Source organism: Pseudomonas frigoris, from assembly GCF_047758635.1.
GTDB classification, from domain to species: Bacteria; Pseudomonadota; Gammaproteobacteria; order Pseudomonadales; family Pseudomonadaceae; genus Aquipseudomonas; species Aquipseudomonas frigoris.
Map to the genome: position 1 here is coordinate 5737125 of NZ_CP180479.1, position 15105 is coordinate 5752229.

The following is a 15105-nucleotide window of genomic DNA, read 5'->3' on the forward strand; positions in this document are numbered from 1 at the left end:
TCTTACTTCAAAAGTAACCAATTGATACGTTTGTACCAGACAGGCAATAAAAAGCCGCCTGTTTTAGGCGGCTTTTTTATTGAAACACTTACGCTTGTGGCCGCATGTGCGGGAACAGGATCACGTCGCGGATCGACGGGGAGTTGGTCAGCAGCATCACCAGACGGTCGATGCCGATACCTTCACCGGCCGTTGGCGGCATGCCGTACTCCAGCGCGCGAACGAAGTCGGCGTCGTAATGCATGGCTTCATCGTCGCCGGCGTCCTTGTCGGCCACCTGAGCCATGAAGCGCTCGGCCTGGTCTTCCGCGTCGTTCAACTCGGAGTAGGCGTTGGCGATTTCGCGGCCGCCGATGAACAGTTCAAAACGGTCGGTGACGTTCGGGTTCTCGTCGTTACGACGGGCCAGCGGCGACACTTCGAACGGGTATTGAGTGATGAAGTGCGGCTGCTCCAGCTTATGCTCGACCAGCTCTTCGAAAATCATCACCTGCAATTTGCCCAGACCTTCGAAGCCCAGCACTTTGGCACCGGCCTTCTTGGCGATAGCACGGGCCTTGTCGATGTCGGTCAGGTCGTCAGCGGTCAGCTCAGGGTTGTACTTGAGGATCGACTCGAACACCGACAGACGCACGAACGGTTCGCCGAAGTGGAACACTTTGTCGCCGTAAGGCACGTCGGTGCTGCCCAGAACCAGCTGTGCCAGTTCGCGGAACAGTTCTTCGGTCAGGTCCATGTTGTCTTCGTAGTCGGCGTAAGCCTGGTAGAACTCCAACATGGTGAATTCAGGGTTGTGACGAGTCGAAACGCCTTCGTTACGGAAGTTGCGGTTGATCTCGAACACCTTTTCAAAACCACCGACCACCAGGCGCTTGAGGTACAGCTCCGGCGCGATGCGCAGGTACATGTCCATGTCCAGGGCGTTGTGGTGTGTTTCGAACGGCTTGGCCGCTGCACCGCCTGGAATGGTTTGCAGCATCGGTGTTTCGACTTCCAGGAAGTCTCGCTTCATCAGGAAGCTGCGGATGTGCGCGATGACTTGCGAACGAACGCGGAAAGTCTGGCGCACGTCTTCGTTGACGATCAGGTCAACGTAACGCTGACGATAACGGGATTCGGTGTCGGTCAGGCCGTGGTGCTTGTCCGGCAGTGGGCGCAGGGATTTGGTCAGCAGGCGCACGCTGGTCATTTCGACGTACAGGTCGCCCTTGCCGGAACGGGCCAGGGTGCCTTCGGCGGCGATGATGTCGCCCAAGTCCCAGGTTTTCACCGCGGCCAGGGTTTCTTCGGACAGCGTTTTACGGTTGACGTAAACCTGGATGCGCCCGGACATGTCCTGGATCACCATGAACGAGCCACGGTTGAGCATGAGACGACCGGCAACCTTGACCGGGATTGCAGCTTCTGCCAGCTCTTCCTTGGTCTTGTCCGCGTACTGTTTCTGCAAGTCTTCGCAGTAGTTGTCGCGGCGGAAGTCGTTCGGGAAGGCATTGCCCTTGGCGCGCTCGGCAGCCAGCTTTTCCTTGCGCAGGGCGATCAGGGAGTTTTCTTCCTGTTGCAGGGCTTGCGGGTCGAGTTCTAGGTCGCTCATGTCTTTAAAAATTCCATCACAGGTTCGTTGCCCCCACCGGTGGCAGGGGACTTGAGGTCTTGACTGGCGGTTTACAGGCCTTGCTTCAGGCTGGCCACCAGGTATTCGTCGATGTCGCCGTCGAGCACCTTGTCGCAGTCACTGCGTTCGATGTTAGTGCGCAAATCCTTGATTCGCGACGCATCGAGCACGTAAGAGCGAATCTGGTGACCCCAGCCGATGTCCGACTTGGTGTCTTCCAGGGCCTGGGAGGCGGCGTTGCGTTTCTGCACTTCCTGCTCGTACAAGCGCGCCCGCAACATTTTCATCGCGGTGTCTTTGTTGGCGTGCTGGGAGCGTTCGTTCTGGCAGCTGACCACGGTGTTGGTCGGTACGTGCGTAATACGGACGGCCGAGTCGGTGGTGTTTACGTGCTGACCACCGGCACCGGAGGAGCGGTAGGTGTCGATGCGCAGGTCCGACGGGTTGATGTCGATTTCGATGTTGTCATCGATTTCCGGCGACACGAACACGGCCGAGAACGAGGTGTGGCGGCGGTTACCGGAGTCGTACGGGCTCTTGCGCACCAGACGGTGCACGCCGATTTCGGTACGCAACCAGCCAAAGGCGTATTCGCCCTTGATGTGGATTGTGGCGCCCTTGATCCCGGCGACTTCACCGGCCGACAGTTCCATGATGGTCGCGTCGAAACCGCGTTTGTCGGCCCAGCGCAGGTACATGCGCAGCAGGATGTTGGCCCAGTCCTGGGCCTCGGTACCGCCGGAGCCGGCCTGGATGTCCAGGTAAGCGTTGTTGGCGTCCATCTCACCGCTGAACATGCGACGGAATTCGAGTTTTTCCAGGGACTCGCGCAGACGCTCGACTTCGGCAGCGACGTCATCGACGGCAGCCTGGTCTTCTTCTTCGGCGGACATCAGCAGCAGGTCTTTGGCGTCGGCCAGGCCTGTGTGCATTTCGTCGAGGGTTTCGACGATCTGAGCCAGCAGGGACCGCTCGCGGCCCAGCTCCTGAGCGTACGTCGGGTTGTTCCAGACATTCGGATCTTCAAGCTCGCGATTGACTTCAGTCAGACGCTCATGCTTTTGATCGTAGTCAAAGATACCCCCGAATAGTTTCGGAGCGCTCGGACAGGTCCTTGATACTGTTAAGGATCGGGTTGATTTCCATGGCGGGCAGCACTCGTTGGCGAACTTTTGAAAGCCGGCGAGTATAACGTAATCAGGCTGTCACGGCAGCCCGCCTGGCGGCTTTAGGGGCGAATGGATTTCGCGGTGCTGAGCACTTGTAGCAGTTGCCGAGCCCGCGAGGCTGCGTTCGGCTGCGAAGCAGTCGTAAAGCCGGACAACGCGGTCATTCAGGCAAACCGCGTGTACAGGGTTTGCGAGGACTTCGTCCTCGAACGCAGCCTCGCGGGCTCGGCAGCTGCTACAGGTATCGTGCGTCAGTGGGTTACTCAATCCCCACCTGATTACGCCCATTGTTCTTCGCCAGATACAGCCCCTTGTCCGCCGCCGAGATCAATTGACGGCAATCGCCGCCCGGTTGCGGGGTCATGGTCGACAGGCCGATGCTGATGGTCAGGCTCGAACCTTCGACCGGGAAAATATGCGGAATCTTTAGCGAAGCCACGGTCTGGCGCAGTTTTTCCGCGACCAGTCGCGCGCCGCCCGGCGAAGTATTGGGCAGCACCAGGGCGAATTCTTCGCCGCCATAACGGGCCGGCAGGTCCGAAGGACGGGCGCTGGCATCACGAATCGCCGTGGCTACTTTGCGCAGGGCTTCATCGCCTTCAAGGTGGCCGAAACTGTCGTTGTAAGTCTTGAAGTAGTCGACATCGATCATCAGCAACGACAGTTGACTCTGGTCACGCAGCGAACGGCGCCACTCAAGCTCCAGGTATTCGTCGAAATGCCGGCGGTTCGACAGCCCGGTCAGGCCGTCGGAGTTCATCAAGCGTTGTAGCACCAGGTTGGTGTCGAGCAACTGCTGCTGGCTGACCCGCAACGCGCGATACGCTGCGTCACGCTGCAGCAACGTCATGTAGGAGCGCGAGTGATAGCGGATGCGCGCCACCAGTTCGATGTTGTCCGGCAACTTGACCAGGTAATCATTGGCCCCGGCCGCAAACGCCGCGCTCTTGATCAGCGGGTCTTCCTTGGTCGACAGGACAATGATCGGGATGTCCTTGGTCGCCGGATGGTTGCGGTACTCGCGCACCAGGCTCAAGCCATCAAGACCGGGCATCACCAGATCCTGGAGGATCACCGTCGGTTTGATGCGGATCGCCTGGGCGATGGCCTGGTGCGGGTCGGCGCAGAAGTGGAAGTCAATATTTTCTTCGTTCGACAACCCGCGGCGCACCGCCTCGCCGATCATTGCCTGATCGTCTACCAACAACACCATGGCGGCGTTTTCGTCGGTTTTGAAGTCGTCGAGCTGTAAATCATTCATGGGCAGTCACCTGAGTACTACTTGGGCCAGATTGCTGTGAAAAGTCTTCATTTGGGGAAAATCTCCAGCAATCGTGGCGCTATCTTTTCCAGTGGGCGAATCTCCACAGCGGCGTCGATGGCCGCTGCCGCCTTCGGCATTCCGTACACTGCACTGCTGTTCTGATCCTGAGCGATGGTCAGGTAGCCCTGCTGGCGCATGAGTTTAAGCCCCTGCGCGCCATCGCGTCCCATACCAGTGAGCAAAACACCCACGGCATCGCCGTTCCAGTAATTGGCCACGCTCTCGAAGAACACATCGATCGAGGGCCGGTAGATCTCGTTGACCGGTTCGGCGGTGTAGGCCAACGTACCGTTTTTCAACAAGCGAATATGGTGATTGGTACCCGCCAGCAGCACCGTGCCGGCCTGCGGAGGCTCGCCTTCCTGGGCCAGGCGCACGATCAGGCCGCTGGCGCTGCTGAGCCATTCGGCCATGCCGGCGGCGAACACCTGGTCAACATGCTGCACCAGTACGATGGCGGCCGAAAAATCTAGCGGCAACCCCTTGAGCAATACTTCCAGCGCGGCCGGCCCACCGGCGGATGAGCCAATGGCGATCAGGCGCTGGCGCGAAGCCGAACTGCGCAGCGGGCTCGGAGCCGATCGCTCCCGATTGCCCCGGTCACCGATCAGCCAACCGATGTTAATGATCTTGCGCAGTAACGGGGCCGCTGCCTCTTGGGCATTGCCGGCACCGAGGGCCGGCGTATCGACCACATCCAGCGCGCCGTGGCCCATGGCCTCGAACACCCGATGCACGTTCTGCTCGCGGTCGACCGTCACGATGACAATCGCGCACGGCGTCTCGGCCATGATCCGCCGGGTCGCCTCCACGCCATCCATCACGGGCATGATCAGGTCCATCAGGATCAGATCTGGCGTGTTTTCAGCGCAACGCTGCACCGCCTGGGCCCCATTACTGGCGACCCAGATCACCTCGTGCGCCGGCTCAAATGCCAGGGCGCGGCGCAGAGCCTCCACCGCCATGGGCATGTCGTTGACGATCGCTATTTTCATGCACGCGCTCCTCCAATGAGCTCAACCACCGCGTCAAGCAGGGCGTCGTCATGAAAACTGGCTTTGGCTAGATAATAGTCGGCTCCAGCGTCCAGTCCACGGCGACGGTCCTCTTCACGATCCTTGTAAGACACCACCATAACCGGAAGGGATTGCAGGCGATTGTCCCTACGCAATAAAGACACCAGTTCGATGCCATCCATGCGTGGCATATCGATGTCGGTGATCAGCAGATCGAAATCCTCCGATCGCAAGGCGTTCCAGCCGTCCATACCATCCACCGCCACCGCCACGTCGTAGCCGCGATTGAGTAACAACTTGCGTTGCAGCTCACGTACGGTCAGCGAATCGTCGACCACCAGAATCCGTTTCCGAGCCGCTTCAACCGCCTGGCTGCCTTGACGGGCAATGCGCTCAAGACGCCCGGTATTGAGCAGTTTGTCCACTGAACGCAGCATGTCTTCGACGTCGACGATCAGCACCACCGAACCATCGTCGAGCAAGGCCCCGGCGGAAATGTCCTGCACCTTGCCCAGACGCTCGTCCAGCGGCAATACGACCAACGTCCGCTCGCCGATAAAACGCTCGACCGCCACGCCGTAAATCGCCTCGCGCTCGCGGATCACCACCACTTTGAGGGTTTGCTGACTGTTCTGGCTCGCTGGACGCTGCAACAGCTGACTGGCCGCGACCAGCCCGACATGCCGGCCTTCGTGCCAGAAGTGCTGGCGGCCTTCGACCTGAACGATGTCCGCCGGCTCCAGATCGCACATCCGTTCGATGTGGGCCAGCGGGAAGGCATAGGCCTCGTCACCGACCTCCACCACCAGACTGCGCACCACCGACAGGGTCAGCGGCACTTCGAGATGGAAACGACTGCCCTCGCCCGCTGCCTGCTCCAGCACGACCGCGCCGCGCACCTGGCGGACCATGTGCTGGACCGCATCCAGTCCGACGCCACGCCCGGAGACTTCGGTGACCGTGTCGCGCAGGCTGAAACCCGGTAGAAACAGGAACGTCAGCAGCTCTTCTTCACTCAATTGCGCGGCGGTTTCGGCCGGGGACAATTGGCGCTCGATGATGCTGCGGCGGACCTTTTCCAGATCGACGCCGTTGCCGTCATCGCTCAGCTCCAGCACCAGCAAACCGGCCTGATGGGAAGCGCGCAAACGGATCAGGCCTTCAGCGGGTTTACCCGCCAATAGCCGTTGCTCCGGGGATTCGATGCCGTGATCCACGGCATTGCGCAGCAGGTGAGTCAGCGGCGCTTCAAGTTTCTCCAACACGTCGCGGTCGACCTGGGTTTTCTCACCCTCGATCTCCAGTCGTACCTGTTTGCCAAGGCTGCGGCCGAGGTCGCGGATCATGCGCTCTTGCCCGGCCAACACATCGGCAAACGGCCGCATGCGGCAGGCCAGCGCGGTGTCGTACAACACTTGCGCCCGTTGACTGGCCTGCCAGGCGAACTCATCCAGTTCGGCGTTCTTTTCCACCAGCAATTGCTGAGACTCGGCCAGTAGCCGACGAGCGACTTCGAGAGCTTCCTGTGCTTCCAGACTCAAGGCATGTTCCTTGAGGTGGACGTTGAGGTTTTCCAGGGCCCGCAGGCCGTTGTTCTGCATACGCTTGAGGCGTTGCATGGTGGCCAGGTGCGGTTTGAGCCGCAGGGTTTCCACCAGGGATTTGCTCGACAGGTCAAGCAGGCTGTTCAGGCGTTCGGCCGTGACTCGCAGTACCCGCTCGCCGTTTTCGGTGGTGCGTTTGGCCTTGCGCGGCGGCTCTGCGGGTTGCAGTTCGGCGACCGGGATGGGCGTCTCGACCCTGGGCGTCGGTGGTTCGAGCTGAAGTTCCGCCATCACTGGGGCGACAGGCGCAGTGACCGGCGCGGGTGCCGCCATCGGATCAAGCAACAACGCCATCAAGACCACATAGGCCTCGATTTCGGCAGGTTCAGGGTTGTTGTCCGGCGTCGCAATGCGCGTCAGCAAATCGGTGCCTTGCAACAACGCATCAATGTGCTCGGGCCGCAGGTACAGGCGCCCTTCCTGGGCACTGACCAGGCAATCTTCCATCACATGCGCGACGCTGACCCCGGCATCGACGCCGACGATCCGCGCAGCGCCCTTGAGCGAGTGCGCCGCGCGCATGCACGATTCGAGGTGATCGGCCTGGGTCGGGTCGCGCTCCAGCGCTAGAAGACCTGCGCTCAGCACCAGCGTCTGGGCCTCGGCTTCCAGACTGAACAGTTCCAGCAAAGAGGCGTCGCGCATTTGCTCGGGGGTCATGTAAGGCTCCGGGTCACGGCGGACAGCAGCTGTTCTTCATCCAGCCAACGCAGACTGCGACCTTTGAATTGCAACACGCCACGGGTGTATTTGGCGCTGGCCTGAGTACCAGAGCGGGACGCCGCCTCGAGGACGCGTTCTTCGATGGCGTGAATCCCGTCCACTTCATCCACCGGTACCACCACCGGTCCGCCGTGGGCGGCGATGATCAGCATTCGCGGCATGACCCGCGCGCCGGACGCCACGCTGCTGGCGCCGTCGAGCCCCAGCAATTCCACCAGCGACAGGCACGCCACCAACGCGCCGCGCACATTCGCCACGCCGAGCAACGCCCGGGAGCGTTGGTGCGGCAAGGAATGAATCGCTTGCAGCGGCGCCACTTCCACCAGACTGCGAGTGGCCAGGGCCAGCCATTCTTCGCCGAGACGGAACATCAACAGCGAGCGGGCTTTCACTTCGCTCTCGACCGTCGTGGAGACTTGCCCGCGGTCTTCCTGCTGCAACGCGTAGCGGTCGAGCAAGCGCGTCGCCGCGGCCGAATACACCGCACAATTGCGGCAGTGAATGTGATCGCTCAGTAGCGGGCAGGACTTGTCGCCGTGGATACCGATGCGGTTCCAGCAGTCGTCGATGGCCTGGGCATCTTCATGGGTGAGGCTAAAGGTGTCGGTGGCGTTCATCGGTTACGCTCACTGTCAGCGGCGCGCTCACTGCGGGCGGCGCGGTCCTGCAATCGTCTGGCTCCCGCCGTGTCGCCCAAGGATTGCAGCAACGCCGCCAGGTGCATCAACGCGTCGGGATGTTGCGGGTCGAGGTACAACGCCTTGCGATAAAAACCCTGAGCCTCAAGGACTCTGCCGGCGACATCGCTGAGCAGGCCCAGCCAGTAGAAGACCTGGGCCACGGGTTCATGACTGCGCAAATAGCTATCGCACGCGGCGCGGGCCTCGGCACTTTTGCCTTCGTTGGCCAGCGCGGCGATATTCGCCAGCAGCACGGCGGTGTCCGGGTTGGCGACTTTCGTCACCACAGGCAGCGGCGCCACCGTTGCGAAGGGCCGGCTGCGAACGGGCGGCGGTGCCACGCTGCGCACCGGGGGGTGCACGGGCAGAGGCGTTGGCACGAAAGTCGGGAAGGGTTCTGGCTCTGGTGCGCTTTGACGACTGAAGGCAAAGGACTGCGGGATGCCGATCGAACGCATGCCAAAACGGCCGAGCAAACTGCCCTCGGCCGGGCCGATAAACAGCACGCCATCGACATGGGTCAGACGCTTGAGCACTTCGAACACTTGCTGCTGGGTCGGCTGATCGAAATAGATCAGCAGGTTGCGGCAAAACACGAAGTCATAAGGCGGCTCGTTGGCCAGCAACGTCGGATCCAGCAGATTGCCGACCTGCAAACGCACTTGTTCGAGCACTCGCCCGCTGAGGCGATAGCCCTCGCCTTCGGCGGTGAAATGCCGGTCGCGAAAGGCGATGTCCTGACCCCGGAACGAATTCTTGCCGTACAGCGCGCGCCGGGCTTTTTCCACCGACAGCGGACTGACATCCATGCCTTCGACCTTGAACTGGTGCGGCTGCAACCCGGCATCGAGCAACGCCATGGCGATGGAATACGGTTCTTCACCGGTGGAACACGGCAGGCTGAGAATCCGTAGCGCGCGCATGTTGTTGATGTCGCTCAGGCGTTTGGTGGCCAGTTTCGCCAACGTGGCGAAGGATTCCGGGTAACGGAAAAACCAGGTCTCAGGGACAATCACCGCTTCGATCAGCGCCTGCTGCTCATCCCGCGAGCCCTGCAAGGTGTGCCAATACTCATCGGCCGTCAGCGCGTTGGACGCCGTGCTGCGCTGGCGCACCGCACGCTCGATGATCGCAGGTCCCACCGAGGTCACGTCGAGACCGATGCGCTCTTTGAGGAAATCGAAAAACCGCTGATCACTGCTCATGGCCGCTCCTCAAGCAGCGCCAGGTCCAGCGGCGTCGACGGAAACAGCAGCGCGCGAACCTGATCGTCGAGCAAGTCGGCGACCCGCACCCATTGCAGCAAACCCTGGGCATCTTCACGCACCGGCCCGAGGTACGGCGCCTGGCGATTGTCCAGGCCATAGGGCTGAAAATCCGCCGGGTTGCAGCGCAAGGTATCGGTGGCCTGTTCCAGAATCAGCCCGAGCAATTGCGCCTCAGCGAACTCATCCGGACGGTAATTGACCAGCACCAGGCGCGTGCTGGTGCGGGCCTGGGCCGGTTGGCCGAACGTCAGCGCACTCAGGTCGATCACCGGCACCACCGCGCCGCGGTAGGCGAACACCCCGGCGACCCAGTCCGGCGCGCGGGGAATCGGTTTCAACGGCAGACGCGGCAGCACTTCCGCCACCTCGATGGCCTGCAAGGCATAGCGCTCGTTGCCGATGCGGAACACCAGAAACAATGATTGCAACGCCGGCTTCACGGCGGTGTGCTTGGCCGTGGGTTCGCTCATCAGACTTTGAATCGCGAAACGCCGCTGCGCAGCCCTACGGCCACCTGGCTCAGCTCATCGATGGCGAAACTGGCCTGGCGCAGGGACTCGACGGTCTGGCTGCTGGCATCGCCCAACTGCACCAGCGCGTGGTTGATCTGTTCGGCGCCCGTGGCCTGGGCCTGCATGCCTTCGTTGACCATCAACACCCGCGGCGCCAATGCCTGAACCTGATGGATGATCTGCGACAGCTGCTCGCCGATTTGCTGCACTTCGGACATCCCACGGCGCACTTCTTCAGAGAACTTGTCCATGCCCATCACCCCGGCCGACACTGCCGACTGGATCTCGCGCACCATCTGCTCGATGTCGTACGTGGCGACGGCGGTCTGGTCCGCCAGACGCCGCACTTCAGTGGCGACCACGGCAAACCCGCGACCGTATTCACCGGCCTTTTCGGCCTCAATCGCCGCGTTGAGCGACAGCAGATTGGTCTGGTCGGCGACCTTGACGATGGTCACCACCACCTGATTGATGTTGCCGGCCTTCTCATTGAGGATCGCCAGTTTGGCGTTGACCAGATCGGCCGCGCCCATCACCGAGTGCATGGTCTCTTCCATCCGCGCCAGGCCTTGCTGCCCGGAACCGGCGAGCACCGAGGCCTGATCGGCGGCGGTGGAGACTTCAGTCATCGTGCGCACCAGATCCCGCGAAGTGGCCGCAATCTCACGGGACGTCGCGCCGATTTCGGTTGTGGTGGCGGCGGTTTCGGTGGCGGTCGCTTGCTGTTGCTTGGAGGTGGCGGCAATCTCGGTCACCGAGGTGGTGACCTGCACCGAGGAACGCTGGGCCTGGGACACCAGGGACGTCAGCTCGGTCATCATGTCGTTGAAGCCGGTTTCCACGGCGCCGAATTCGTCCTTGCGCGCCAGGTTCAGGCGGTTGCTGAGATCACCGGTGCGCATGACGTCGAGAATTTCGACGATCCGGTTCATCGGCGCCATGATCGCGCGCATCAGCAGCAGACCGCAGAGGCTGGCGGCCAGCACCGCGACCAGCAGGGAAATGCCCATGATGACTTTCGCGGTGACCACGGCGTCATCGATGTTCGCGATGCCCTGGTCGGCCACCGCTTTGTTGTCGCGGATAATGTCATTGAGTTTCATGCGACCGGCGGTCCATGTCGGGGTCAGTTGCTCGTTGAACATCTTGATGGCTTCGGCTTCCTGATTGCGCTTATGCAAATCGAGCATGGCCGCCAGCGCCTTGTTGTAATTCTCATGAAGTTTTTCAAAAACGGCGTACTCGACCTTGTCTTCATCCCTGATGACGGTGCCTTGGTAGTTTCTCATCTGCTCTTGCAGACGCACCTCAAAGTTTTTGAAGCTTTCGGCCTCTTCCGCACTGAAGCCCTGCCCCGCCTTGAAGCCCAGCATTTCCTGGGTGCGAACATAAGTGTCGACCCAGGCGCTGCGAACCATCGAGCTGTAATACAACCCGGGAAGCGCGTCTTCACGGACGCTGGTTTCGCTGATTTCGATCTTCAACAGCCGGGAATACGAGACGACGACCATCAGCAACATGATGGCGATAATCACAGCAAAGCTCGCCAAGATGCGTTGGCGCAACGTCCAGTTCTTCACAGTCAGTCCTCGGGGTGCATTTCAAATGCTGCGGAGTATAGCCGAGGGCGGGGTTGCATCTGGAAAGGGTTGCGCGCCACGTCTCATCCCCGGCAAAAACAGCCGGAATTGGCCCTGAGGGGGGGCATGTAGCGCGACTGAAGGCGGCCTGCTGACTTACACAGAAGCCTGACGCACCTGCTTCTCCAACTCAGCCTTCAACCCCGGCTCAAGCTTCAACTGACGTGCAAGCTCATCGAGGTAGGACTTCTCCATGAAGCTCTCTTCATCCACCAACATCACACTGGCGATGTACATCTCTGCGGCCATTTCCGGCGTACTGGCAGCGCGGGCAACGTCGGCAGGGTCCAGCGGCTTGTTGAGTTCGGCGTGCAACCAGTGCTGCAACTCCTGATCGTTATCGAGCTTGGTGAATTCGCCTTCAATCAGCGCACGCTCGCGATCGTCGACATGACCATCAGCTTTAGACGCAGCCACTAACGCTTGGAGAATCGCCTGGCTGTGCTGTTCAACTTGCGCCGCCGGTAAGCGGTCGATGGTTTGCGGTTCAGTCTTCGGCGCAGTGCCCTGCTGGGCCTGCCAGTTGCCATACGCCTTGTAGGCAATCACGCCCAATGCGGCGAGGCCACCATAAGTCAGGACCTTACCGCCGACATTGCGCCCTTTCTTGCTGCCCAGCAGCAAACCCATGGCACCCGCCGCCAACGCTCCGCCGCCCGCGCCAGAGAGCAGGCTGCCAAGGCCGCCCGAACCACCGCTGCCGCCGAGCAATCCGCCCAAGCCACCCCCAGCGGTCTTGTTTTGTGAGCCGCCGGCCTTGTTCTGCAACATGTCCTGACCGGACTTGAGTAGCTGATCGAGCAATCCACGGGTGTTCATTTGCTGCCTCCACGCATTCGGGTTAACCAGATCTTTAAGGCCACCAGCCTAGATCGAAAGTGCCCGGTGTCCGGGAGCGAGAGTGCTTCGAGATGTTGCGCAGCGCTCTTTAGCTGACCGCAGCCATTCAGAAAAAAAGATATAAACTCAGAAAAATCGATAAAAACCGCCCACCGGGTACTTCCCCATGATGACCCTGCGTCAGATCCGTCACTTCATCGCCGTGGCCGAGACCGGCTCAATCTCCGCCGCCGCGCAAACCGCGTTCATTTCTCAGTCCACCTTGACCCTGGCCATCCAGCAACTGGAGCAGGAAATCGGCGTCGGCCTGTTCAACCGTCACGCCAAGGGCATGACGCTGACCCACCAGGGCCACCAATTCCTACGTCAGGCGCACCTGATTCTGGCGACGGTGGACAACGCCAAACGCAGCCTGCAACAGAGCACCGATCAGGTCGCCGGGCAGTTGATCATCGGCGTGACCAGCCTGGTGGCCGGTTACTACCTTGCGGATCTACTCACCCGTTTCCAGCGCGCCTACCCCAACGTCGAGATCCGCGTGATGGAGGACGAGCGGCCGTACATCGAGCATTTGCTGGTCAGCGGCGAGATCGATGTTGGCGTGCTGATCCTCTCCAACCTCGAAGATCGCCACGCCTTGCAGACCGAAGTGCTGACCCACTCGCCCCATCGGTTATGGCTGCCAGCCCAGCATCCGCTGCTGGAACACGACAGCATCAACCTCGCCGACGTGGCCCGTGAGCCGCTGATTCAGCTGAACGTCGATGAAATGGACCGCAACGCCCAGCGCATGTGGACAGCGGCCTCCCTACAACCGCGCATCACCTTGAGAACGGCCTCGACGGAAGCGGTGCGAAGCCTCGTGGCCGCGGGTTTGGGCGTGTCGATCCAGCCCGACATGACCTATCGCCCATGGTCATTGGAGGGCGACATCATCGAAGCCCGCCCGATCGCCGACCTTAGTCAGACCCTCGACGTCGGCCTGGCCTGGCGTCGTGGCACCGCGCGCCCAGCGCTGGTGGACCCATTCCTGACCGTCGCCCGCGAGCAACCCCACGGCGGACGCAAGCCATCTATTTAATCGAACGCCACCTTCAGTATTTAGTATTTGTCGACCTCGGGTGCGGCGCCTAGTCTTGGTACATCTATAAGACGGCCGCGCCCCGGTCACAGGGAGCAGCATGGCCACACAAGAAAAGAGAACCCGAAAAATGGCTGGCGCGCAGACTCAGTTGTTCACCGCGTTGTTGATCGATGGCGAATTGGTCGCGGGCCAGGGGTTTGTCGAACCGATCCTCAACCCGGCCACCGGGGAAGTGCTGACGCACATTGCCGAAGCCAGCACCGAACAAGTCGAAGCCGCGATCCTCGCCGCCCACCGCGCCTTCGCCGGCTGGTCGCGGACCACGCCGCAACAACGCTCGAACCTGTTGCTGGACATCGCCAACGCCATCGAAAAACAAGCCGACCTACTCGCCCGCCTCGAATCCTTGAACTGTGGCAAGCCGTTGCATCTGGCCCGTCAGGATGACTTGAGCGCGACGGTCGATGTGTTCCGCTTCTTTGCTGGTGCCGTGCGTTGCCAGACTGGTCAGCTCAGCGGCGAATACCTGCCGGGCTACACCAGCATGGTCCGCCGCGATCCGATTGGCGTGGTCGCCTCGATTGCGCCGTGGAACTACCCGATCATGATGGCCGCGTGGAAAATCGCCCCGGCACTGGCCGCCGGCAACACGCTGGTGTTCAAGCCCTCCGAACACACGCCGCTGTCGATTCTGGCCCTGGCGCCCGCGCTGGCCGAGATCCTGCCGCGTGGTGTGATCAACATCATTTGCGGTGGTGGTGAAGGCGTCGGCAGTCACTTGGTCAGTCATCCTAAAGTGCGCATGGTGTCGCTGACCGGCGATATCGTCACCGGGCAAAAAATCCTCCAAGCCGCAGCAAAAACCCTCAAACGCACTCACCTCGAACTCGGCGGCAAGGCCCCGGTGATTGTCTGCAACGATGCGGACATTCAAGCCGTGGTCGAAGGCGTACGCGTTTACGGCTATTACAACGCTGGCCAGGATTGCACCGCGGCCTGCCGAATTTATGCACAGGCCGGGATTCATGATCGCTTGGTGGCCGAACTCGGCGCGGCGGTCAGCAGCCTGCGGTTTGCCGGCAAGCGCGACGCCGACAACGAGATCGGCCCGCTGATCAGCACCCGCCAACGCGACCGCGTGGCCAGTTTCGTCGAGCGCGCCCTTGGCCAGCCGCATATCGAGCGGGTGACCGGCGCGGCAGTGCATTCCGGTGCCGGCTTCTATTACCAGCCAACCTTGCTGGCCGGTTGCAAACAGACCGACGAGATCGTCCAGCGCGAAGTGTTCGGGCCGGTGGTCACCGTGACCCGTTTCGATCAGCTCGAACAAGCCGTGGACTGGGCCAACGACTCGGAATACGGCCTCGCCTCCTCGGTCTGGACCCAGAACCTGGACAAGGCAATGCAGGTCGCGGCGCGCTTGCAGTACGGCTGCACCTGGATCAACAGCCATTTCATGCTGGTCAGCGAAATGCCCCACGGCGGCCTGAAGCGTTCGGGCTACGGCAAAGACTTATCCAGCGATTCGCTTCAGGACTACAGCGTGGTGCGGCACATCATGGCCCGTCACGGCCAGCATCTCTGACTACGCTTATAACAAGCCGCTAACGGCATGCTTCACCACGTTCAAAAC

At 61.2% G+C, this 15105-nt stretch carries 12 protein-coding genes; 2 read left to right on the forward strand and 10 right to left on the reverse strand.

The features are described 5' to 3' along the window. Positions 1-88: 88 nt before the first annotated feature. From lysS to ACMXYH_RS26480, 10 genes are all read right to left on the reverse strand, one after another. The gene (lysS, locus tag ACMXYH_RS26435) at positions 89-1591 is read right to left on the reverse strand and encodes a lysine--tRNA ligase (protein ID WP_415765435.1); all 1503 of its coding nucleotides are present in this window, start codon (positions 1589-1591) and stop codon (positions 89-91) included. A 71-nt stretch (positions 1592-1662) separates the two neighbouring features. Then, positions 1663-2758 (reverse strand): peptide chain release factor 2 gene (prfB, locus tag ACMXYH_RS26440; protein WP_149631234.1). Its coding sequence is split into 2 segments (ribosomal slippage): positions 1663-2685 and positions 2687-2758, totalling 1095 coding nucleotides; the frame shifts between segments, so codons are not numbered across the junction. Between the two features lie 282 nt (positions 2759-3040). Then, positions 3041-4042 carry a diguanylate cyclase domain-containing protein gene (locus ACMXYH_RS26445; RefSeq protein WP_415765436.1) on the reverse strand — a complete coding sequence of 334 codons (1002 nt, stop codon included), beginning with the start codon at positions 4040-4042 and terminating at the stop codon, positions 3041-3043. 47 nt (positions 4043-4089) lie between these two features. Then, positions 4090-5100, reverse strand: a complete 1011-nt coding sequence (locus tag ACMXYH_RS26450) for a chemotaxis response regulator protein-glutamate methylesterase (protein ID WP_415765437.1) — start codon at positions 5098-5100, stop codon at positions 4090-4092. Next, the gene (locus ACMXYH_RS26455) at positions 5097-7385 is read right to left on the reverse strand and encodes a hybrid sensor histidine kinase/response regulator (RefSeq protein WP_415765438.1); all 2289 of its coding nucleotides are present in this window, start codon (positions 7383-7385) and stop codon (positions 5097-5099) included. The genes ACMXYH_RS26450 and ACMXYH_RS26455 overlap by 4 nt, the downstream gene beginning before the upstream one ends. After that, positions 7382-8065, reverse strand: coding sequence for a chemotaxis protein CheW (locus tag ACMXYH_RS26460; protein ID WP_415765439.1), 684 nt, complete (start codon positions 8063-8065; stop codon positions 7382-7384). The genes ACMXYH_RS26455 and ACMXYH_RS26460 overlap by 4 nt, the downstream gene beginning before the upstream one ends. Next, positions 8062-9333 carry a CheR family methyltransferase gene (locus ACMXYH_RS26465; protein ID WP_415765440.1) on the reverse strand — a complete coding sequence of 424 codons (1272 nt, stop codon included), beginning with the start codon at positions 9331-9333 and terminating at the stop codon, positions 8062-8064. Before ACMXYH_RS26465 ends, ACMXYH_RS26460 begins: the two co-directional genes overlap by 4 nt. Further along, positions 9330-9866 carry a chemotaxis protein CheW gene (locus tag ACMXYH_RS26470; RefSeq protein ID WP_415765441.1) on the reverse strand — a complete coding sequence of 179 codons (537 nt, stop codon included), beginning with the start codon at positions 9864-9866 and terminating at the stop codon, positions 9330-9332. The genes ACMXYH_RS26465 and ACMXYH_RS26470 overlap by 4 nt, the downstream gene beginning before the upstream one ends. Next, positions 9866-11488 (reverse strand): methyl-accepting chemotaxis protein, encoded by a 1623-nt coding sequence (locus ACMXYH_RS26475; protein ID WP_415765442.1) that lies wholly within the window; start codon positions 11486-11488, stop codon positions 9866-9868. The genes ACMXYH_RS26470 and ACMXYH_RS26475 overlap by 1 nt, the downstream gene beginning before the upstream one ends. Positions 11489-11644: 156 nt before the next feature. After that, positions 11645-12367, reverse strand: coding sequence for a tellurite resistance TerB family protein (locus ACMXYH_RS26480; protein ID WP_415765443.1), 723 nt, complete (start codon positions 12365-12367; stop codon positions 11645-11647). Between the two features lie 187 nt (positions 12368-12554). Between ACMXYH_RS26480 and ACMXYH_RS26485 the strand changes: the two genes are divergently transcribed. Both ACMXYH_RS26485 and ACMXYH_RS26490 read left to right on the forward strand, forming a co-directional pair. Next, the gene (locus tag ACMXYH_RS26485; RefSeq protein WP_008151654.1) at positions 12555-13469 is read left to right on the forward strand and encodes a LysR family transcriptional regulator; all 915 of its coding nucleotides are present in this window, start codon (positions 12555-12557) and stop codon (positions 13467-13469) included. Between the two features lie 100 nt (positions 13470-13569). Beyond that, positions 13570-15057: a gamma-aminobutyraldehyde dehydrogenase gene (locus tag ACMXYH_RS26490; protein ID WP_415765444.1), complete on the forward strand. Its 1488-nt coding sequence runs from the start codon at positions 13570-13572 to the stop codon at positions 15055-15057. The last annotated feature ends 48 nt before the right edge of the window (positions 15058-15105 follow it).